The 18,600-nt window shown below is 72.4% G+C and carries 21 protein-coding genes; 5 read left to right on the forward strand and 16 right to left on the reverse strand.

Features of this window, described 5'->3' with window-relative positions:
- Window positions 1-87: 87 nt before the first annotated feature.
- Genes ACFVX4_RS00245 through hisI form a run of 3 tightly spaced genes read right to left on the reverse strand, consistent with a single transcriptional unit; the run spans window position 88 to window position 2,646 of the window.
- Window positions 88-741, reverse strand: coding sequence for a TIGR02234 family membrane protein (locus ACFVX4_RS00245; RefSeq protein ID WP_389970176.1), 654 nt, complete (start codon window positions 739-741; stop codon window positions 88-90).
- 14 nt (window positions 742-755) lie between these two features.
- A complete protein-coding gene (locus tag ACFVX4_RS00250) occupies window positions 756-2,366 on the reverse strand; it encodes an anthranilate synthase component I (protein WP_389970179.1) in 1,611 nt (536 codons plus the stop codon).
- Window positions 2,263-2,646: a phosphoribosyl-AMP cyclohydrolase gene (hisI, locus tag ACFVX4_RS00255; protein ID WP_093543499.1), complete on the reverse strand. Its 384-nt coding sequence runs from the start codon at window positions 2,644-2,646 to the stop codon at window positions 2,263-2,265. Before hisI ends, ACFVX4_RS00250 begins: the two co-directional genes overlap by 104 nt.
- An 84-nt stretch (window positions 2,647-2,730) precedes the next feature.
- Here hisI and ACFVX4_RS00260 point away from each other — a divergent pair, with 84 nt between their 5' ends.
- Window positions 2,731-3,363: a TIGR03085 family metal-binding protein gene (locus ACFVX4_RS00260; RefSeq protein ID WP_389970182.1), complete on the forward strand. Its 633-nt coding sequence runs from the start codon at window positions 2,731-2,733 to the stop codon at window positions 3,361-3,363.
- A 17-nt stretch (window positions 3,364-3,380) separates the two neighbouring features.
- Here ACFVX4_RS00260 and ACFVX4_RS00265 read toward each other — a convergent pair whose 3' ends face one another.
- The 10 genes from ACFVX4_RS00265 to hisD form a co-directional block, all read right to left on the reverse strand.
- Window positions 3,381-4,625, reverse strand: a complete 1,245-nt coding sequence (locus ACFVX4_RS00265; RefSeq protein WP_389970185.1) for an MFS transporter — start codon at window positions 4,623-4,625, stop codon at window positions 3,381-3,383.
- Window positions 4,626-4,650: 25 nt separating this feature from the next.
- The gene (locus tag ACFVX4_RS00270; protein ID WP_389970188.1) at window positions 4,651-5,238 is read right to left on the reverse strand and encodes an ArsR/SmtB family transcription factor; all 588 of its coding nucleotides are present in this window, start codon (window positions 5,236-5,238) and stop codon (window positions 4,651-4,653) included.
- Between the two features lie 146 nt (window positions 5,239-5,384).
- A complete protein-coding gene (gene hisF / locus ACFVX4_RS00275; protein WP_266420558.1) occupies window positions 5,385-6,140 on the reverse strand; it encodes an imidazole glycerol phosphate synthase subunit HisF in 756 nt (251 codons plus the stop codon).
- Window positions 6,137-6,535: a RidA family protein gene (locus tag ACFVX4_RS00280; RefSeq protein ID WP_389970191.1), complete on the reverse strand. Its 399-nt coding sequence runs from the start codon at window positions 6,533-6,535 to the stop codon at window positions 6,137-6,139. The genes hisF and ACFVX4_RS00280 overlap by 4 nt, the downstream gene beginning before the upstream one ends.
- Complete coding sequence (gene priA, locus ACFVX4_RS00285; RefSeq protein WP_389970193.1) at window positions 6,532-7,257, reverse strand: bifunctional 1-(5-phosphoribosyl)-5-((5-phosphoribosylamino)methylideneamino)imidazole-4-carboxamide isomerase/phosphoribosylanthranilate isomerase PriA; 726 nt, start codon at window positions 7,255-7,257, stop codon at window positions 6,532-6,534. The genes ACFVX4_RS00280 and priA overlap by 4 nt, the downstream gene beginning before the upstream one ends.
- A complete protein-coding gene (hisH, locus tag ACFVX4_RS00290) occupies window positions 7,257-7,898 on the reverse strand; it encodes an imidazole glycerol phosphate synthase subunit HisH (protein ID WP_389970196.1) in 642 nt (213 codons plus the stop codon). Before hisH ends, priA begins: the two co-directional genes overlap by 1 nt.
- A 10-nt stretch (window positions 7,899-7,908) precedes the next feature.
- Window positions 7,909-8,076 (reverse strand): hypothetical protein, encoded by a 168-nt coding sequence (locus tag ACFVX4_RS00295; RefSeq protein WP_353788990.1) that lies wholly within the window; start codon window positions 8,074-8,076, stop codon window positions 7,909-7,911.
- Window positions 8,073-8,669, reverse strand: coding sequence for an imidazoleglycerol-phosphate dehydratase HisB (gene hisB, locus ACFVX4_RS00300; protein WP_072483182.1), 597 nt, complete (start codon window positions 8,667-8,669; stop codon window positions 8,073-8,075). Before hisB ends, ACFVX4_RS00295 begins: the two co-directional genes overlap by 4 nt.
- 115 nt (window positions 8,670-8,784) lie before the next feature.
- Complete coding sequence (locus ACFVX4_RS00305; protein ID WP_389970200.1) at window positions 8,785-9,918, reverse strand: histidinol-phosphate transaminase; 1,134 nt, start codon at window positions 9,916-9,918, stop codon at window positions 8,785-8,787.
- Window positions 9,915-11,237 (reverse strand): histidinol dehydrogenase, encoded by a 1,323-nt coding sequence (gene hisD, locus ACFVX4_RS00310; protein ID WP_266420542.1) that lies wholly within the window; start codon window positions 11,235-11,237, stop codon window positions 9,915-9,917. Before hisD ends, ACFVX4_RS00305 begins: the two co-directional genes overlap by 4 nt.
- 138 nt (window positions 11,238-11,375) lie before the next feature.
- Here hisD and ACFVX4_RS00315 point away from each other — a divergent pair, with 138 nt between their 5' ends.
- The 4 genes from ACFVX4_RS00315 (at window position 11,376) to ybaK (ending at window position 15,582) form a co-directional block, all read left to right on the forward strand.
- A complete protein-coding gene (locus tag ACFVX4_RS00315) occupies window positions 11,376-12,977 on the forward strand; it encodes an oxidoreductase (RefSeq protein WP_389970204.1) in 1,602 nt (533 codons plus the stop codon).
- A gap of 269 nt (window positions 12,978-13,246) precedes the next feature.
- Window positions 13,247-14,284, forward strand: a complete 1,038-nt coding sequence (locus tag ACFVX4_RS00320; RefSeq protein ID WP_389970207.1) for a hypothetical protein — start codon at window positions 13,247-13,249, stop codon at window positions 14,282-14,284.
- A 5-nt stretch (window positions 14,285-14,289) separates the two neighbouring features.
- Window positions 14,290-15,033 (forward strand): LON peptidase substrate-binding domain-containing protein, encoded by a 744-nt coding sequence (locus ACFVX4_RS00325; protein WP_389970210.1) that lies wholly within the window; start codon window positions 14,290-14,292, stop codon window positions 15,031-15,033.
- Between the two features lie 45 nt (window positions 15,034-15,078).
- Window positions 15,079-15,582: a Cys-tRNA(Pro) deacylase gene (gene ybaK / locus ACFVX4_RS00330; RefSeq protein WP_389970213.1), complete on the forward strand. Its 504-nt coding sequence runs from the start codon at window positions 15,079-15,081 to the stop codon at window positions 15,580-15,582.
- A gap of 207 nt (window positions 15,583-15,789) precedes the next feature.
- On the opposite strand, the gene ACFVX4_RS00335 is transcribed toward ybaK, so the two are convergent.
- The 3 genes from ACFVX4_RS00335 to ACFVX4_RS00345 all read right to left on the reverse strand — a co-directional run bounded on the left by ACFVX4_RS00335 (window position 15,790) and on the right by ACFVX4_RS00345 (window position 18,494).
- Entirely contained in the window at window positions 15,790-16,557 is a 768-nt protein-coding gene (locus ACFVX4_RS00335) for an ABC transporter permease (RefSeq protein ID WP_389970217.1), read from the reverse strand.
- A 34-nt stretch (window positions 16,558-16,591) separates the two neighbouring features.
- Window positions 16,592-17,452 carry an ABC transporter permease gene (locus tag ACFVX4_RS00340; protein WP_389970220.1) on the reverse strand — a complete coding sequence of 287 codons (861 nt, stop codon included), beginning with the start codon at window positions 17,450-17,452 and terminating at the stop codon, window positions 16,592-16,594.
- A gap of 67 nt (window positions 17,453-17,519) precedes the next feature.
- Complete coding sequence (locus ACFVX4_RS00345) at window positions 17,520-18,494, reverse strand: ABC transporter ATP-binding protein (protein WP_389972027.1); 975 nt, start codon at window positions 18,492-18,494, stop codon at window positions 17,520-17,522.
- Between the last annotated feature and the right edge of the window lie 106 nt (window positions 18,495-18,600).

The raw sequence follows: 18,600 nt of genomic DNA on the forward strand, positions 1-18,600 counted from the left end.
GGGGTTTCCCTGGTGCTTTTCGGACAATCTTCTCTCTTCGCAGGGGTTTCTCCCCTCGGGGGGATGCGTGGGTTTCAACGACAAGGCCTAGCGCGTCGGGTCCTCGCCGCGGTCCAGGGCCTTCCAGAGGTCCTCGGGCCGGTCCGGGTCCGGGGCGGTGGGGGCGGCCTTGCGGGGGCGGGGGGTGCCGTCCCGTTCGTACCGTCCCGACATGGTGGGCCAGAGCTTCCCGTACCGCAGGGCGAGCAGCCCGGCGAGCAGGATCAGCAGGCCGCCGGCCGCGGTGACGTAGGGCCACGCGGTGTGGGCGAGCGCGTCGATGGTCGCCGAGGCGTCGCCGGTGGACTGGGCGGCCTTCTCGTCGAGCGCCGCGCTGTCGGAGGCGCCGAGGCAGGCGCTCAGTCCGGCGCCGAGGCCGCTGAGGGCGAGGAGCCCGGCGACGAGCAGCCGGGAGGCCCCGCGGACCGCGAAGACGGCGACGAGGGCGGCCAAGCCGACTATGGCAAGGGCCGCCGGAAGACCGGTGACGTCCTGGCCGTCGGCGGTCAGGGGCAGCGAGCCGCCGCCGACGGACGCCTCGCCCTCGGCCCAGGTCTGGCCGGAGGCGAGCAGGACGACGGTGGCGCCGGCCGCCCCGAGGAGCAGACCGGCGGCCAGGCTGCGGCGGCTTCCCGAGGTGTCGGGCGCGGTGGCGGCTCGGGCACGGGGCTGGGGTACGGGGACAGCACTCACGTACTCCACTATCCCCTACCGCCTCATGCGCCGTGGAGCCGGTTGGCCGTATGCACCGCGCGGAGGACCGCCGCGGCCTTGTTGCGGCATTCGGTGTCCTCGGCGACCGGGTCGGAGTCGGCGACGACGCCCGCTCCGGCCTGGACGTATGCCGTGCCGTCGCGGAGCAGGGCGGTGCGGATGGCGATGGCGGTGTCGGAGTCCCCGGCGAAGTCGAGATAGCCGACGCAGCCTCCGTACAGTCCGCGGCGGGTCGGTTCGAGTTCCTCGATGATCTGCATCGCGCGGGGCTTGGGGGCGCCGGAGAGGGTGCCCGCGGGGAAGCAGGCGGTGAGGACGTCGAAGGCGGTGCGGCCCTCGGCGACGCGGCCGGTGACGGTGGAGACGATGTGCATCACGTGCGAGTACCGCTCGATCGACATGAAGTCGACGACCTCGACGGTGCCGGGTGCGCAGACCCGTCCCAGGTCGTTGCGGCCGAGGTCGACCAGCATCAGGTGCTCGGCGCGTTCCTTCGGGTCGGCGAGGAGTTCGTCGGCGAGCGCCTGGTCCTCCTGCGGGGTGGCGCCGCGGTGCCTGGTGCCGGCGATCGGGTGGACCATGGCGTGTCCGTCCTCGACCTTGACGAGGGCCTCCGGGCTGGAGCCCGCGACGTCGAAGCCGTCGAACCGGAAGAGGTACATGTACGGCGACGGGTTGGTGGCGCGCAGCACCCGGTAGACGTCCAACGCGCTTGCCGTGCACGGGGTTTCGAAGCGCTGGGAGGGGACGACCTGGAAGGCCTCGCCGGCCCTGATGCGTTCCTTCACGTCCTCGACGGCGTCCTGGTACGCCGTGCCGCCCCATAGCGCGGTGTACGGGGGAAGCTCGGACGGCGGGAGGGCGGCGGGGGTGTTCTGGACGGGGCGGGAGAGGTCCCGTTCCATGGCGTCGAGGCGGGCGACGGCGTCCGCGTACGCCTCGTCGACGCCGGTCGAGAGGTCGTTGTGGTTGATCGCGTTGGCGATCAGCAGGACGCTGCCGTCCCAGTGGTCGAGCACGGCCAGGTCCGAGGTGAGCAGCATCGTCAGCTCGGGGACGTGCAGGTCGTCCTCGCCGCTGTCGCCGATCTTCTCCAGGCGGCGCACGATGTCGTAGCCGAGGTAGCCGACCATGCCGCCGGTGAACGGGGGCAGCCCGCCGTCGACGACCAGGTCGTGCGGGGTGTGCAGGGTCTCGATGGTGGCGCGCAGGGCCTCCAGCGGGTCGCCGTCGACGGGGACGCCGACGGGCGGGACGCCCAGCCAGTTGGCCTGTCCGTCGCGTGCGGTGAGGGTGGCGGCGCTGCGTACCCCGATGAAGGAGTAGCGCGACCAGGTGCGGCCGTTCTCCGCGGACTCCAGGAGGAAGGTGCCGCTGCGCTCGCCCGCGAGTTTGCGGTAGAGCCCCACCGGGGTGTCGCCGTCCGCGAGGAGCCTGCGGCTGACGGGGATGACGCGCCGGTCGACGGCGAGTTTGCGGAAGGTGTCGAGATCCATGGCGGCTGGCCCTTTACTGCGCGAGCGGGAGGACGTCGGCGTCGAAGCAGGTGCGGTCGCCGGTGTGGCAGGCGGCACCCGTCTGGTCGACCCTGACGAGGACGGTGTCGGCGTCACAGTCGAGGGCGACGGACTTGACCTGCTGGATGTGGCCCGAGGTGTCTCCCTTGACCCAGTACTCCTGGCGGCTGCGGGACCAGTAGGTGCAGCGGCCGGTGGTGAGGGTGCGGTGCAGGGCCTCGTCGTCCATCCAGCCGAGCATCAGCACCTCGCCGGTGTCGTACTGCTGGGCGATGGCCGGGACGAGTCCGTCGGCACCGCGCTTGAGTCGGGCCGCGATGGCCGGGTCGAGGTTGCCGGACGGCGGCGGAGTGCTGGGCGTGGGCGCGCTGGTCATGCGCCCATTGTGCCGTGGTCGCGGGGGCGTTTCCGTGCGGCGTCCACTGGGCGGACCGCGTGCGGCGGTCGTACGCTGGCGAGCATGTCGACCCATGCGAAGCGCGAACGACTTCTGCTCGCCGACCTGTTGGAGGCGGCGGGACCGGAGGCCCCGACCCTGTGCCACGGCTGGACGACCCGGGACCTGGCCGCCCATGTGGTGGTCCGGGAACGGCGGCCGGACGCGGCGGGCGGGATTCTGCTGGGCGCGCTGCGGAACCGGCTCGAACGGGTGCAGGCCGAATTCGCCGCGAAGCCGTACGAGGAGCTGATCCAGCTGATCCGTACGGGACCGCCGAGGTTCTCCCCGTACGCAGTGAAGCAGCTGGACGAGGCCGCCAACACCGTGGAGTTCTACATCCACGCGGAGGATGTCCGCCGGGCCCAGCCGGACTGGTCGCGGCGCGAGCTGGACCCGGTGTTCGCCGATCTGCTGTGGTCGCGCGCCGAGAGGACGGCCCGGCTGCTGGGCCGCCGGTCCCCGGTGGGTCTGGTGCTGCGCCGCCCGGACGGCCAGACGGCGGTGGCGCACAAGGGCACCCCGGTGGTGACGGTCACCGGCGAGCCGGGCGAGCTGCTGCTCTTCGCGTTCGGGCGGCAGGACGCGGCGACGGTGGGCCTGGAGGGCGACAAGGAGGCGGTGGACCGGCTGCACACGGCGGAGCTGGGGATGTAGCGCGTACGGGGACGGGCTCAGCCCGGGAGTTCCGCGCGGCGCAGCCGGGTGAAGGCCAGGCCCGCCGTCGCCCCCGCGGCGCACACCGCGGCGCTGGTGACGAAGACCGGGCCGGTCCCCCAGACCGCGACGGCCGTTCCCGTGACCGGGTAGCTGAGCGGGGCGACGGCGTGGGTGAAGAGCGTCGAGACCGAGGTGACCCGGCCGAGGTAGGCGGGTTCGGTGACGGTCTGGATCAGGGCGCCGCACAGGGAGCCGCCGAGGCCCGCGAAGAGCCCGACGCAGACCGCCGTGGCGGCGGCGAGGGCCACCGAGGGCATGTACGCCAGGGCGCCGATGGCGACCGCGCCGGTCAGCACCGTCAGGCACATCAACAGCCCCGCGCGCGGCACCCGGCCGCGCACGGCGAGCAGCAGCGCCGTCGCACCGGCGCCGATGCCGAACGCGGCGATGATCCAGCCCATGCCGGACGCCCCCCAGCCGCGCTCGCGGACCAGCAGGACCAGTCCGAGGTTGAGCGGTCCGACGAAGCCCAGCTCGCTGACGGCGACGACGAGCACCAACGGCCCGAGCAGCGGGTGGCGGCGGATGTGGCGCAGCCCGTCGGCCAGTTCGCGCCAGGCGGTGCCGGACGGTTCGGCGCTGTCCTGATCGGGCAGCGGGCGGATCCGCAGGGACAGGAGCAGCGGCAGCGACACGGCGAAGAGCACCCCGGCCGCGGCGAAGGCGAGCGTCGGTCCGCCGAGGGCCACCGCGAGACCGCCGAGCGGCGCTCCGACGACATTGGCGATACGGGTGGCGAGCCCGCGCAGGCCCTGGACGCGGGCCAGCTGTCCGGCGGTGGTGATCCGCGGCGGCAGGGCGCCGACGGCGGGCAGGAAGAGGGCGTCGACCACGCCGAAGACCAGCGCGACGGCGATCAGCATCCACAGGGCGGGCGAGGTGAGCAGCAGGGCGCCGGCCAGGCCGAGGACGACCAGGCAGCGGGCGGCGTCGCTGCCGATGACGACGCGGCGTGGTCCGATCCGGTCGGCGAGCACTCCCCCGCCGAGCATCAGCACGGCCCGGGGTATGGAGCCGACGGCGAGGACGATCCCGGTCTGGGCGTCGCTGCCGGTGCGGGCGGCGGCCCAGGCGAGCGCCATGTAGTAGACGCTGTCGCCGATCATCGAGGCGGTGTGGGCACCGAGCCAGCGCAGGACGTTGGCGTCGCGGTGGGCGGGGCGTTCGGCGGCTTGCGCGGGCGGGACGGTGACGGTCATGGATCGTCCTCCTCGGGTGGCCGGTTCAGGTCCGGAACGGGAATCCGTACACGTGCAGTGCGACTTGTTCACGGCCGTCCGAATCGCCGGCTTCCTCGCGGACGCGGGCGGTGTCCTGGTAGCGGTTGATCAGCTCGTGCATCTCGCGGGCGAGCGCGGCGAGCTCCTCGACGGTGAGCCGGGGCAGGTACTCGGAGGCGAAGGACGCGCTGCGCCACTCGGGGGCCCAGGACTGGGTGGAGTCGAGGTAGCGGCGGTACAGCTCGATGTGCTGGTCGAAGGAGAGCCGGCCGACGGCGGCGTGCGTGGCGGCCTTCTCGAGGGCGTCGCTGAAGTCCTCGTCGTGGAAGTTCAGTCCGTTCGAGGCGGGTTGCCACCAGCGTTCGCGGCCGTCCTTGCCCTGCTGCTCGGCCTCCTCGATCAGGCCGTGGTCGGCGAGCTTCCGCAGGTGGTAGCTGACCAGTGAGACCGCCTCGTCGACCTGCTCGGCCAGCTGGGACGCGGTGGCCTCACGGGCGATGTGGAGCGCCCGGTAGAGCTTCATCCGCAGGGGGTGTCCGAACGCTTTCAGGGTCTCCAGGTCCGAGACCCGGCGCGATTCCTTGCTTGCCATGCCCCCCAGCGTAAATAGGAAAGGAAACTTGCGCAATCTTTATTGCGCAATAAAAGCTGCGGGTTCCTGGACCGTGGAAAAGCCCATCGCCGGGCGGGGCCGATGAATCGGCTCCGCCCGGCGATGGGCTCGATGGGTACCGCGGGTCAGCGGACCGGGTGTCCGGCCTCCCTGAGCGCGTTCTTGACCTCGGAGATCCGCAGATCGCCGAAGTGGAAGACGGACGCGGCGAGCACCGCGTCGGCGCCCGCCGCGATGGCGGGTGCGAAGTGCGCGAGCCGGCCGGCGCCGCCGGAGGCGATGACGGGGACGGTCACGTGCTTCCGTACCGCCGTGATCATCTCGGTGTCGTAGCCGTCCTTGGTGCCGTCCGCGTCCATCGAGTTGAGCAGGATCTCGCCCGCGCCCAGCTCGGCGGCCCGGTGCGCCCATTCGACGGCGTCGATGCCGGTGCCCTTGCGGCCGCCGTGCGTGGTGACCTCGAAGGTGCCGGCGGGGGTGCGCCGGGCGTCCACGGAGAGCACCAGGACCTGGCGGCCGAAGCGCTCGGCGATCTCCCGGATGAGGTCGGGGCGGGCGATGGCTGCGGTGTTGACGCCGACCTTGTCCGCACCGGCCCGCAGCAGCTTGTCGACGTCGTCGGCGGTACGGACGCCGCCGCCGACCGTGAGCGGGATGAAGACCTGCTCGGCGGTGCGGCGCACCACGTCGTAGGTGGTCTCCCGGTCACCGCTGGACGCGGTGATGTCCAGGAAGGTCAGCTCGTCGGCGCCCTCGGCGTCGTACAGCTTCGCCATCTCGACGGGGTCGCCCGCGTCGCGCAGGTTCTGGAAGTTGACGCCCTTGACGACCCGGCCGTTGTCGACGTCCAGGCACGGGATGACACGCACCGCGAGGCTCATCGCGCACCTGCCCGGTAGGCCTCGACCTCGACCTCGACGACCAGGCTCGGGTCCACGAAACCGGACACGATGATCATCGAGGCGGCGGGGCGGACGTCGTCGAAGAGCTCCTTGTGGGCGCGGCCGACCTCGTCCACGTCCCGGGCGTGCGTGAGGTACATCCGGGTACGGACGACGTCCTCGCGGCCCAGACCGAGCTGCTTCAGCGCGTCGAAGGCGACCTTGAAGGAGGTGACGGTCTGCTCGTACGGGCCGCCGGCGGAGATCTGTCCGTTCTCCACCGAGGTGCAGCCGGCCACCAGGACGAGGCCGTTCGGCAGCTCCACCGCGCGGGAGTAGCCGAACTTCTCCTCCCACGGGGCACCGGAGGAGACACGGTTGACGGAGTCGCTCATCCGGAGACCGCCTGGAGTGCTTCTTCGAGGGTGAACGCCTTCGCGTAGAGCGCCTTTCCGACGATCGCGCCCTCGACGCCGTCCGGGACGAGCGAGGCGATGGCCCGCAGGTCGTCCAGCGAGGAGACGCCACCGGAGGCGACGACGGGCTTGTCGGTGGCGGCGCAGACGTTCTTCAGGAGCTCCAGGTTGGGGCCCTGGAGCGTGCCGTCCTTGGCGATGTCGGTGACGACGTAGCGGGCGCAGCCCTCGGAGTCGAGGCGGGCGAGCGTCTCGTAGAGGTCGCCGCCGTCACGGGTCCAGCCACGGCCGCGCAGCGTCGTGCCGCGGACGTCCAGGCCGACGGCGATCTGGTCGCCGTGCTCGGCGATGACCTCGGCGACCCACTGAGGGGTCTCCAGGGCGGCGGTGCCGAGATTGACCCGGCGGCAGCCGGTGGCGAGGGCGGCGGCGAGCGAGGCGTCGTCGCGGATGCCGCCGGAGAGCTCGACCTTGATGTCCATGGCGCCGGCCACCTCGGCGATCAGCGCGCGGTTGTCCCCGGTACCGAAGGCGGCGTCCAGGTCGACGAGGTGCAGCCACTCGGCCCCGGCACGCTGCCAGGCGAGGGCGGCCTCCAGCGGGGAACCGTAGGAGGTCTCGGAGCCGGACTCGCCGTGGACGAGGCGGACGGCCTGGCCGTCGCGGACGTCGACGGCGGGGAGCAGTTCAAGCTTCGGCATTACAGCGTCTCGATCCAGTTGGTCAGCAGCTGGGCGCCGGCATCGCCGGACTTCTCGGGGTGGAACTGGGTGGCCCACAGTGCGCCGTTCTCCACGGCGGCGACGAACCGCTCGCCGTGGGTGGCCCAGGTGACCCGGGGAGAACGGATCTTGGGGTTGGTGACTTCCAGGCTCCAGTCGTGCACCGCGTAGGAGTGCACGAAGTAGAACCGGGCCTCGGGGTCGAGACCGGCGAAGAGCTGGGACTCCTCGGGGGCCCGCACGGTGTTCCAGCCCATGTGCGGGACGACCGGGGCCTTCAGCGGGGCGACGGTGCCGGGCCATTCGTCCAGACCCTCCGTCTCCACACCGTGCTCGATGCCGCGCTCGAAGAGGATCTGCATACCGACGCAGATGCCCATGACGGGGCGGCCGCCGGAGAGCCTGCGGCCGATGATCCATTCGCCGCGGGCCTTCTTCAGCCCGTCCATGCACGCGGAGAACGCGCCGACGCCGGGCACCAGCAGCCCGTCGGCGTTCATCGCCTTCTCGTAGTCGCGGGTGATCTCGACGTCCGCGCCGACGTGGGCGAGGGCCCGTTCGGCGGAGCGGACGTTGCCGAAGCCGTAGTCGAAGACGACGACCTTCTTGTTGTCGCTCACAGCTCGTTCCTCAGTCCCAGAGTCCCTGGATCCGCAGAATGCCTGCCACCAGGCACATCACGGAGGCGATCGAGAGCAGGACGATGACGCCCTTGGGCATGCCCTGCTTCGAGAAGGAGTAGACGCCGCCGGCCAGGAAGAGGCCGAGGACGATCAGGATGGTGTTGAGGCCGGTCACAGCGCGCCCTTCGTGGAGGGAAGGATCCCGGCGGCGCGCGGGTCGTGCTCGCTGGCGTAGCGCAGGGCGCGGGCGAGCGCCTTGAACTGGCACTCCACGATGTGGTGGGCGTTGCGCCCGTACGGCACGTGGACGTGCAGGGCGATCTGCGCCTGCGCGACGAAGGACTCCAGGATGTGCCGGGTCATCGTCGTGTCGTACGCGCCGATCATCGGCGCCATGTTCTCCGGCTCGGTGTGCACCAGGTAGGGGCGGCCGGACAGGTCGACGGTGACCTGGGCGAGCGACTCGTCCAGCGGGACGGTGCAGTTGCCGAAGCGGTAGATGCCGACCTTGTCGCCGAGGGCCTGCTTGAACGCGGCGCCGAGAGCGAGGGCGGTGTCCTCGATGGTGTGGTGCGAGTCGATGTGCAGGTCGCCGTCGGTCTTGACCGTGAGGTCGAAGAGCCCGTGCCGGCCGAGCTGGTCGAGCATGTGGTCGTAGAAACCGACCCCGGTCGACACATCGACCTTGCCGGTGCCGTCGAGGTTTATCTCGACGAGCACCGAGGTTTCCTTGGTGGTGCGTTCCACGCGGCCTACGCGGGGGCTCATGCGCTTGCTCCTTGGTTGTGCTCGCCTCGCCGGGCCGGATCGCGGTCGGCCCCGTGTCGGCTGGGGGTCCGGGGGTCGTCCCCCGGGAGATGCAGTACGCGGCCTGCGCGGGGGCTCATGCGTCGTGCTCCTTCTTCAGTGCGCGTACCGCGTCGAGGAACGCGTCGTTCTCTGCCGGGGTGCCCGCGGAGACCCGCAGCCATCCCGGTACGCCGTTGTCCCGGACCAGGACGCCCCGGTCGAGGATCCGCTGCCAGGCGGTGTGGCTGTCGGCGAAGCGGCCGAACTGGACGAAGTTGGCGTCCGAGTCGGTGACGTCGTAGCCGAGAGCGCGCAGCTCGGTGACGATCCGGTCGCGCTCGCTCTTGAGCTGCGCGACGTATCCGAGCAGCGTATCGGTGTGCTCCAGGGCGGCGAGCGCGGTGGCCTGGGTGACGGAGGAAAGGTGGTACGGCAGCCGCACCAGCTGGACCGCGTCCACCACGGCCGGGTCGGCGGCGAGGTAGCCCAGGCGCAGTCCGGCGGCGCCGAACGCCTTCGACATGGTGCGCGAGAGCACCATGTTCGGCCGGCCCTCGATCAGCGGGAGCAGCGAGGCATGGTGGCTGAACTCGCCGTACGCCTCGTCGACGACGACCATCGACGGCCTGGCCGCCTGGGCCGCGTCGTGGAGCGCGAGCACGGTCTCGGCGTCGACGGCCGTGCCGGTGGGGTTGTTGGGGGAGGTGATGAAGACGACATCGGGCCGGTGCTCGGCGATGGCCCGGCGGGCGGCCTCGACATCGATGGTGAAGTCCTCGTTGCGCGGTCCGGAGATCCAGGCGGTGCCGGTGCCGCGGGCGATGAGGGCGTGCATGGAGTACGAGGGCTCGAAGCCGATCGCGGTGCGGCCGGGGCCGCCGAAGGTCTGGAGCAGCTGCTGGAGCACCTCGTTGGAGCCGTTGGCCGCCCAGACGTTGGCGAGGGCGACCTCGTGCCCGGCGGTGCGGGTGAGGTAGCGGGCCAGTTCGGTGCGGAGCTCGACGGCGTCCCGGTCGGGGTAGCGGTTGAGGTCGCGGGCGGCCTCGCGGACCCGCTCGGCGATCCGGTCGACGAGCGCCTCGGGCAGCGGGTAGGGGTTCTCGTTGGTGTTCAGCCGCACGGGTACGTCGAGCTGCGGCGCCCCGTAGGGGGACTTGCCGCGCAGTTCGTCGCGGATCGGGAGATCGTCGATGCGGGTGGTCTTGCGAGGGGTGTCGCTGTTCGTCACTGCTGCGGGACCTTCCAGCCGAACCTGGCCTTGAGCGCGGCGCCGTGGGCGGGGAGGTCCTCCGCCTCGGCGAGGGTCACGACGTGGTGGGTGACCTCGGCGAGCGCGTCGCGTGTGTAGTCGACGATGTGGATGCCGCGCAGGAAGGACTGCACGGAGAGGCCCGAGGAGTGGCAGGCGCAGCCGCCGGTGGGCAGCACGTGGTTGGAGCCGGCGCAGTAGTCGCCGAGCGAGACCGGGGCCCAGGGGCCGACGAAGATCGCACCGGCGTTGCGGACCCGGTCGGCGACGGCGGCGGCGTCGGCGGTCTGGATCTCCAGGTGCTCGGCGGCGTACGCGTCGACGACCTTGAGGCCGTCCTCCAGGTCGTTGACCAGGACGATCGCGGACTGGCGGCCGGCCAGCGCGGGCTCGATCCGGTCGGTGACGTGCTTGGTCGCGGCGATCTGCGGCTTCAGCTCGGCCTCGGTGGCCGCGGCCAGTTCCGCGGAGTCGGTGACGAGGACCGCCGCGGCCATCGGGTCGTGCTCGGCCTGGCTGATCAGGTCGGCGGCGACGTGCACCGGGTCGGCGGTGGAGTCCGCGAGGATCGCGATCTCGGTGGGGCCCGCCTCCGCGTCGATGCCGATGCGGCCCTTGAGGAGGCGCTTGGCGGCGGCGACGAAGATGTTGCCGGGGCCGGTGACGAGGTTCACCGGAAGACATTCGGCCGTTCCGTACGCGAACATCGCGACGGCCTGGGCGCCGCCGGCCGCGTACACCTCGTCGACACCGAGCAGGGCGCAGGCGGCGAGGATGGTGGGGTGCGGCAGACCGCCGAAGTCCTTCTGCGGCGGGGAGGCGACGGCGATGCCCTCGACGCCCGCTTCCTGGGCCGGTACGACGTTCATGACCACGGACGACGGGTAGACGGAGCGCCCGCCCGGGACGTAGAGCCCGACGCGCTCGACCGGCACCCACTTCTCGGTGACGGTGCCGCCGGGGACGACCTGGGTGGTGTGCGTGGTGCGGCGCTGCTCGCGGTGGACGAGGCGGGCGCGGCGGATCGACTCCTCCAGGGCGGCCCGCACGGCCGGATCGAGCTGTTCGACGGCCTCGGCGATCGCCGCGGCCGGGACCCGGATCGAGTCGATCCGTACGCCGTCGAATTTCTCCCCCCACTCGATCACTGCCGCGGAGCCACGATGGCGTACGTCCTCGCAGATGGGCCGCACCGTCTCCAGGGCGGCTTCCACGTCGAACTCGGCACGGGGCAGCAGGTCGCGCAGGGCTCCACCCTCGGGGAGGGCATTGCCGCGCAGATCGATTCGAGAGATCACACCGCAATTCTCGCAGACCGCCTCCGGCGTCCGGTCGCCCGTATCACTGGCTGATACATGTCCCGGACGTCACTGCTGACCAATAGCTTTCACTTCGTCACTCAGCGGGAAGAACAGCTCCGAGCGGAAGGGGCACCCGTGACCGAGCCGCACGACGGTGATTTCCCGGACGGACTGAGCGCAGCAGAGCTGGGCATGTGGCAGGCCTTCCGGAACGGCAGCACCTACGATCTGCGCGCCCGCGACCCGGCGCGGGACGATCCGTTCGCGCCGCGGGTCTGGGGACCGGAGCGCAGTGTGGACGGGCGCGTCGTCGCCCGCCTGCTGCTCTCGGGTCCGCCGCCGCGGCCCGGCCGGGTCGCGGCGCTGAAGCTCCGGGGTGTGCGGATCACCGGAACACTCGATCTCGCGGGCGGGCGCGTCGCGCCGTACGTCGAGATGACCGGCTGCCGCTTCGAGAGCGAGGTGGTGCTGCCGGAATGCCATTTCACGACGTTACGGATCGTCGGCTGCGCGATGCCCCGGCTGGAGGCGGCCCGGCTGCGCACCGAGGGCGATCTGCATCTGCCGCGCTGTCGGGTCCCGCGCGGGATCCGGCTCACCGACGCCCAGATCGGCACCGATCTGCTGATCAACCAGATCGAGATCGGCCCGGACCGGGGCGGGCGGGCGCTGGCCGGTGACGGGCTGGCGGTCGCCCAGGATCTGCAGGCGGAGCTGATCGAGGCGCGCGGCGAGCTGAGTCTGCGCGGGGCGAAGGTCGGCGGTTCGCTGAGCCTGCGCGGCAGCCGGCTGCGGGGCAGGGAGGGACGGCGCGCCCTGAACGCCCCGCAGCTGACCGTGGAGCGGACGCTGTACATGAGCGAGGCCTGGGTGAGCGTCGACACCGGGATCCAGGGCACCACTCCCCCGTTCGGCATCGTCCTGGCGTCGACCCCCGCGAACGGCACGCGTTCGCAGATCTTCGAGTGCCGCGGCGGGGTGCGCCTGGACGACGGACGGTTCGGCGACGCGGTCGATCTGCACAAGGCGCGGTTCGTGCTGGGCCGGCACGAGGAGCTGTCGCTGCGCCGGATCGTCACCCCGGAGCTGCGGTTCAACGCGGAACGGCCGGAGGAGGGCCGGGTCGTGCTGAACGGCGCGAAGGTCGTCACGCTGATCGACGTGTCGACCAGCTGGCCGGGGCCCGGCGGCCTGGCGATGGGCGGTTTCGTGTACGAGAACCTCGTCCCGTACGGGCACTTCCCGCTCTCCCGGCGCCTGGAGTGGGTGGCGGCGGCGACCCCGGAGTACGTACCGGAGCCGTACGAACGGCTCGCGACGGTGCTGCGCAACTGCGGGGAGGACGCGGACGCCCGGGAGGTGCTGCTGGCCAAGCAGCGGCGGCGGCGCGAGACGCTGCCGCTCGCCGCGAAGCTCTGGGGCTTCCTCCAGGACTGGACGGTGGCGTACGGCTACCGGCCCGGGCGGGCCGCGTTGTGGATGGCGTTGCTGTGGGCGGCGGGGGCGATGGCCTTCGCCCAGCACGTCCCGGCGGCGATCAAACAGGACGAGCATCCGCAGTGGAACCCGGCGCTGTACGCGCTGGATCTGCTGATCCCGGTGATCAATCTGGGCCAGGACGGCTACTGGCGGATGGAGGGCGGCTGGCAGTGGGCGGCGGCGGTGCTCGTCCTGCTGGGCTGGATACTCGCCACGACCGTCGCGGCGGGCGCCTCACGGCTGCTGCGCCGGGGCTGACCGGAATCCGGCCACGGCCGACCCGACCACGGGCCGTCGGACCGTTCGCAATCGCCTCTGCCGAACGGTCCGCACGGCGCCCGTGGGCCATGGTCGAACGACTGCCCGAGCTGCGGTCGAACTACCGCAAGCCATTGGCCGGAACAGCAGGAACAAGCCAGATTCCACATTTTCCTTTACTTCTTCTTGACCCGGTCCAATACAACCCATTCACTCGGCACCAAAGCTTCACAGCGCACCTCTGGCGCCGCCCCGACCAGCGCTTTTCAATGGTCTGCACCATGCCAATCCTTCGTGCTCTGCTCCGTGCCGCGTGCACGGTCCGGCGCTCCTCGCAGGGCCCTGCCGGACTGCCCGCGGACGACGAGGTGCTGCTCGACGCCCCCGACGAGCGGCTCTCCCCGGCGCTCGTCGCCGCCGCCCTCGGGGAGTACGGACCGGCCGCGAAACTCCTCGCCACCACCCGGGACGGCGCCGAGTGGGAGAACCGCGACCGCTACCTCGGCCGGCTCGTCACCTTCGCCCGCAACCGCGACGGCTGGCTGACCGACTGGCTCGCCGCCGCCCCGCACGACCCGGACGCGCTGCTCGTCAAGGCCGAGCTGGCGGTCCGCCGGGCCTGGGAGTCGCCCGCTCGGGCCGAGCAGCTGCGCGAGGTGGGACCACTGATCACGGCGGCGGCCGAGAGCGATCCGCGCGACCCGGTGCCCTGGCGCCTCGCGCTCGACCACGCGCGCGGCACCCACGCCACGCACACCATGTTCGAGGCGCTGTGGGAGCAGGCGATACGGCGTTCCTCGCACCACTACGGCTGCCACGTCGCGGCGCTGCGGTACCTCTCCGCCGCCTGGTACGGCTCGCACCGCGAGTGCTTCGACTTCGCCGAGCGGGCCGCCGAGGACTCGCTGCCCAGCTCGCTGGTCCAGGCGCTGCCGCTGCGGGCCGCCTTCGCCCTGCTGATAGAGGGAGCCGGCGCACGGACCACCTCGGTGCAGGAGGAACGGATCGACGCGGCGGCGGATCTGGCCATCGCGCTGTCCGCCTCGTTCACGTCGGGCGACCCCTGGCCCGCCGAGGTCCGCAACCTGCTGGCGTTCGTGCTGGTCACCCGGGGCCGCTGGGACGAGGCACTGGAACAGTTCCGGCAGATCGGACCCCACGCGGCGTCGTTCCCGTGGTCCTCGGTCTCCGAGGATCCGCTCGGCCGGTTCCTGGAGGCGCGGGACGACACGCGGCTCCGGGCGGCCCGCGCGACGCCGATCCCGGGACGGGCCGACCGGGCCCGGCCCGGCGGCCATTACGCTTGACCGTTGTGACCACCGCTCGCCTGCCCCTGTTCCCGCTGAACGCGGTGCTGTTCCCCGGCCTCGTGCTGCCGCTGAACGTCTTCGAGGAGCGATATCGCGCCATGATGCGCGAGCTCCTGAAGACCGACGAGGACGCGCCCCGCCGCTTCGCCGTGGTCGCCATCCGCGACGGCCGCGAGACCGCCCCGACGGGCTCCGGAATGCCGGACGCGGTGAACGTCCCCGCCGAACGCGGCCCCGCGGACGGCTTCGGCCCCGACCCGGTCCAGACCTTCCACCGGGTCGGCTGCATCGCCGACGCGGCGAAGATCCGGGAACGGCCGGACGGCAGCTTCGAGGTCCTGGCGACCGGCACCACCCGGGTCAAGCTGCTCTCCGTCGACGCGAGCGGCCCCTTCCTGACGGCCGAACTCGAAGAGCTGGACGAGGAGACCGGCGAGGAGGCGGGGGCGCTCGCCGAGGGCGTACTGCGGGCCTTCCGCAGCTACCAGAAGCGGCTGGCCGGGGCGAGCGAACGGTCCCTCACGACCGGCGCGGACCTGCCCGACGACCCCGCCGTCGTCTCCTACCTGGTCGCGGCGGCGGCCGTACTCGACGCACCGACCAAGCAACGGCTGCTCCAGGCACCCGACACCGCGACCCGGCTGCGCGAGGAACTGACGCTGCTGCGCTCCGAGACCGCCGTCATCCGCCATCTGCCGTCCCTGCCCGCAGTGGACCTGACCCGCGCCCCGACCCACCCCAACTGATCCGGAACTGATCCGACCGACCGATCGACCGAGGACCGTCTCCCCGTGGCGAAGAAGCCGAAGAAGCAGCAACAGTCCGGCGGCACTCCGGCAACGGTCGCCCTGACCGCGTCCGGCACGGCGTTCACCGTCCACACCTACGACCACGACCCGGCATCGGCCTCCTACGGCGAGGAGGCGGCCCAGGCGCTGGGCGTCTCCCCCGACCGGGTCTTCAAGACCCTGGTGGCGGACGTCGACGGCACCCTGACCGTGGCGGTCGTCCCGGTGGCCGGCACGCTGGACCTCAAGGCCCTGGCCTCCGCGGTGGGCGGCAAGCGGGCCACCATGGCCGACCCGGCAGCCGCGGAACGCACCACCGGCTACGTACGCGGCGGCATCTCCCCACTGGGCCAGCGGAAGCGCCTGCGTACGGTGCTGGACGCCTCGGCACGTTCCCACGACACGATCTGCGTCTCGGCGGGCCGCCGCGGCCTGGAGGTCGAACTCTCACCCACGGACCTGGCGTCGCTGACGGGAGCGGTGTTCGCGGAGATCGGCCGGGGATAGCCGGGCATCGCTCCCGGCCCGTCCGGGCACCTTTTCAGCCCATCCGGCGCCTCCCGGCCCCGTCCGGGAACCTTTCAGCCCGTCCGGCGATTGAGGACCGGGGTCCGGGGCAGAGCCCCGGTTTCGGGAAGGGGCGCGTAGGGGACAAGCCCCGCGCAGCGGCCCACCCGCCCAAGCCCACCGGCCCCCGCACCCGCACCCGCAGAACTACGACTGCGTCGGCGGCACCGGCGGCACACCCCCACCCGCAGGCGCCCCGGACCCGGGCGCCACAGGCGCCGAAGGCGCCCCCGGCACGGGCCCACCCGGAAACACCCCCCACTCCGGCTCCGGATCCCGCGGCCCGAACAGCGCGGTCAGCCCGAGATGGACCGCCATCGCCCCCAGCGGCCACGCCAGCAGCGCCCCCTTCGCCCGCAGCTGGAGCGGCGCGTCGAAGACCACGCCCTTGCCGACCGCCCGCGCGTGCGCGACCACGTCCTGGGTCGGCCCGAGCCACACCCCCAGCCGCCACGCCAGCAGCGAACCGAGCAGCCCGCCCAGCGCGAGCCCCACCACCAGGGCGATCCCGCCGCGCCGCTGGAACCAGAAGGCCAGCGCCGCGGAGACCGCCCCGAAGGCCAGGGCCAGCAGCACGAACGTGCCGTCGGCGCCGATCGCCTCCTCGCCCTCGCTGTCGTTCAGGAAGACGGCGGTGCTGTCGGAGATCAGCGGAACCCTCGGCGCCAGCCACAGCCAGAGGAGCCCGAGGACGATGCCCGAGACGGTCACGAGAACGGTGACGACCACGGCCCGCCGCAGGTCCGACCGGAGGTCCTTGTCCTCCTTCGACTCCAGCGGGGTGCCCGGGTAGTACCCACCGGCCCCGCGGGAACCCCCGGGTCCACCGGATCCTCCCGGACCGCCCCAGTTGGGCGGGGTCTGCCAGGGATCGTTGGACGAGGGCTGGTGAGGCGGCGTCAGAGGTGCGGTCACCGTGCCATCGTGCCAGGCGCCCCCGCGCCGCGCCTCACCGGACCGCTGCCCTGCGGTACGCCCAGGTCGCCACGGCCAGCGAGAGGACGCCGACAACGGCACAGACGGCGAGGTCCAGCGCGACGACCGTCCAGTCCGGGTGGGCGTCGAAGGACCGCGAGAGCGCCTCGACACCGTAGGTCGAGGGCAGCAGATCGCGCGCCCAGCCGACCGGCGCGGGCAGCCGGTCGGCCGGGAGCACACCGAGCAGCAGTGCCGCCGACATGCCCAGCTGGCCGAGCAGCGTGGCCAGCTCCTGCCGGGGCGCGAGCAGTCCCAGCGCCGCGCCCAGCCCGGAGAGCGCCGCCCCGGAGAGCGGGATGACGGCGACGAGCACCCACAGATGCGTCAGCGGCAGCCCGAACAGCATGCTGCCGGCCACGGCCGTGACGATCGTGCCGGGCACGGTGAAGGAGGCGTACGCCCCCGCCGCGCCGAGCACCACCGCGGCGGGCGGCACCGGCAAAGTGGCGTAGTGGTCGAGTCCGCCGCCGGCCCGCAGCTGCCCGAAGTACTGGGCGAGGAGATTGAGCGCCACGAAGGCCACGACGAGGACGCTGGAGCCGGCGACGACGGCCCGCGCCTCGGAGCCGCCGTCGACGACCCCACGCATCAGCACCATGATCCCGACGGACTGGAACGTGGCGACGAAGAGCAGCGGGATACGGGCGACCCTGGCCCTGGACAGCTGGGCGCGGTAGACGGCCGCGAGCGAGGGGAACAGCCGGGCCCGCGGTGCGAGCGGCGCGGGCGGTGCCCCCACCTCGGCGAAGCCGTCGCCGGGGGGACCGGCCCGGCCGTCCTCCGCGGCCCGGACGGGTCCGGTCACCGCGTGCGCGGGAACGATGCTCGTCACCTGGCGCTGCTCCTGTTCGCTCCCTGCCCGGCCGCGCACCCGCACCCGGTCGTCCCGCTCACCCCGGTCATGACTTCACCAGCCCCTTGGTCACGTCCCCGCCGAGCGCGAGATAGACGTCCTCCAGGCTGGGCGTCGCCAGCGTGAAGTCGTCGAGTGCGGCGAAGGCCGCGCCGCCGGTCACCGCGGCGACTGCCGCCCGTGCCTCGTCGGGAGCGAGCCGCAGCACCCAGCACCGCCCGGACTCCTGGGCCGAGGCACGCAGCGCGGCCACTTCGGGGACGTCCAGGGGCGCCCGTTCGCGCCACACCAGCTCGACCCGGACCTCGCCCGCGACGCGTTCCTTGAGCCCGGTCGGCGTGTCGCAGGCGATGACCCTGCCGCGTTCGATCACGGCGACCCGGTCGAGGACCGTCTCGGCCTCGATGACGTTGTGGGTGACGAGCAGCACCGTCGTGCCGCGCTCGGCCCGGCGCCGGTCCACGGCGGCCCAGACGGCGCGCCGCGCGACGGGGTCCATGCCGGTCGTCGGCTCGTCCAGCACCAGCACCGGCCGCTCGCCGACCAGCGCGGCCGCGAAGCAGGCGAGCCGCCGCTGTCCCCCGGAGAGCTTCTTCAGGGGGCGTCCCGCGATCTCGGTGAGGCCCAGTTCGTCGAGTACGACGTCGCGCTCGGCGCGGGCGTCCGCCGCCGCGAGGCCGCGCAGCCGTCCGGTGGTCTCGGCGGCGAGCGACACGGTCAGCTCGTCGAGGGCGGTGGACTCCTGCCCGAGGTAGCCGATCAGCCGGGAGGCCCGCTCCGGATGGCGTACGAGATCGTGGCCCAGCACGGTGACGCTGCCGGAGTCGGGGCGCATCAGCCCGGTGAGCTGCCGGACCAGCGTGGACTTGCCGGCGCCGTTGGGGCCGAGGAGTCCGAAGATCTCGCCGCGCCGCACGTCCAGGTTGATCCCGTCGGTGGCGCGCACCTCTGGTGTGGCGGGGGTACCGCGACGGCCGCGGACGGCGGGATAGGTCTTGACCAGATCACGCACCGCGCACACGGTCCCGGTCGCCGGCTGCGCCTGTGCTGTGCCCGTACTCACGAGGTATGAGAGTACGGGGTCGGATGCCCCGTATTGCGTCCGGGGCCACACCGGCCGGGCGTCG

It is taken from the genome of Streptomyces sp. NPDC058240 (assembly GCF_042882135.1).
Lineage (GTDB): Bacteria > Actinomycetota > Actinomycetes > Streptomycetales > Streptomycetaceae > Streptomyces.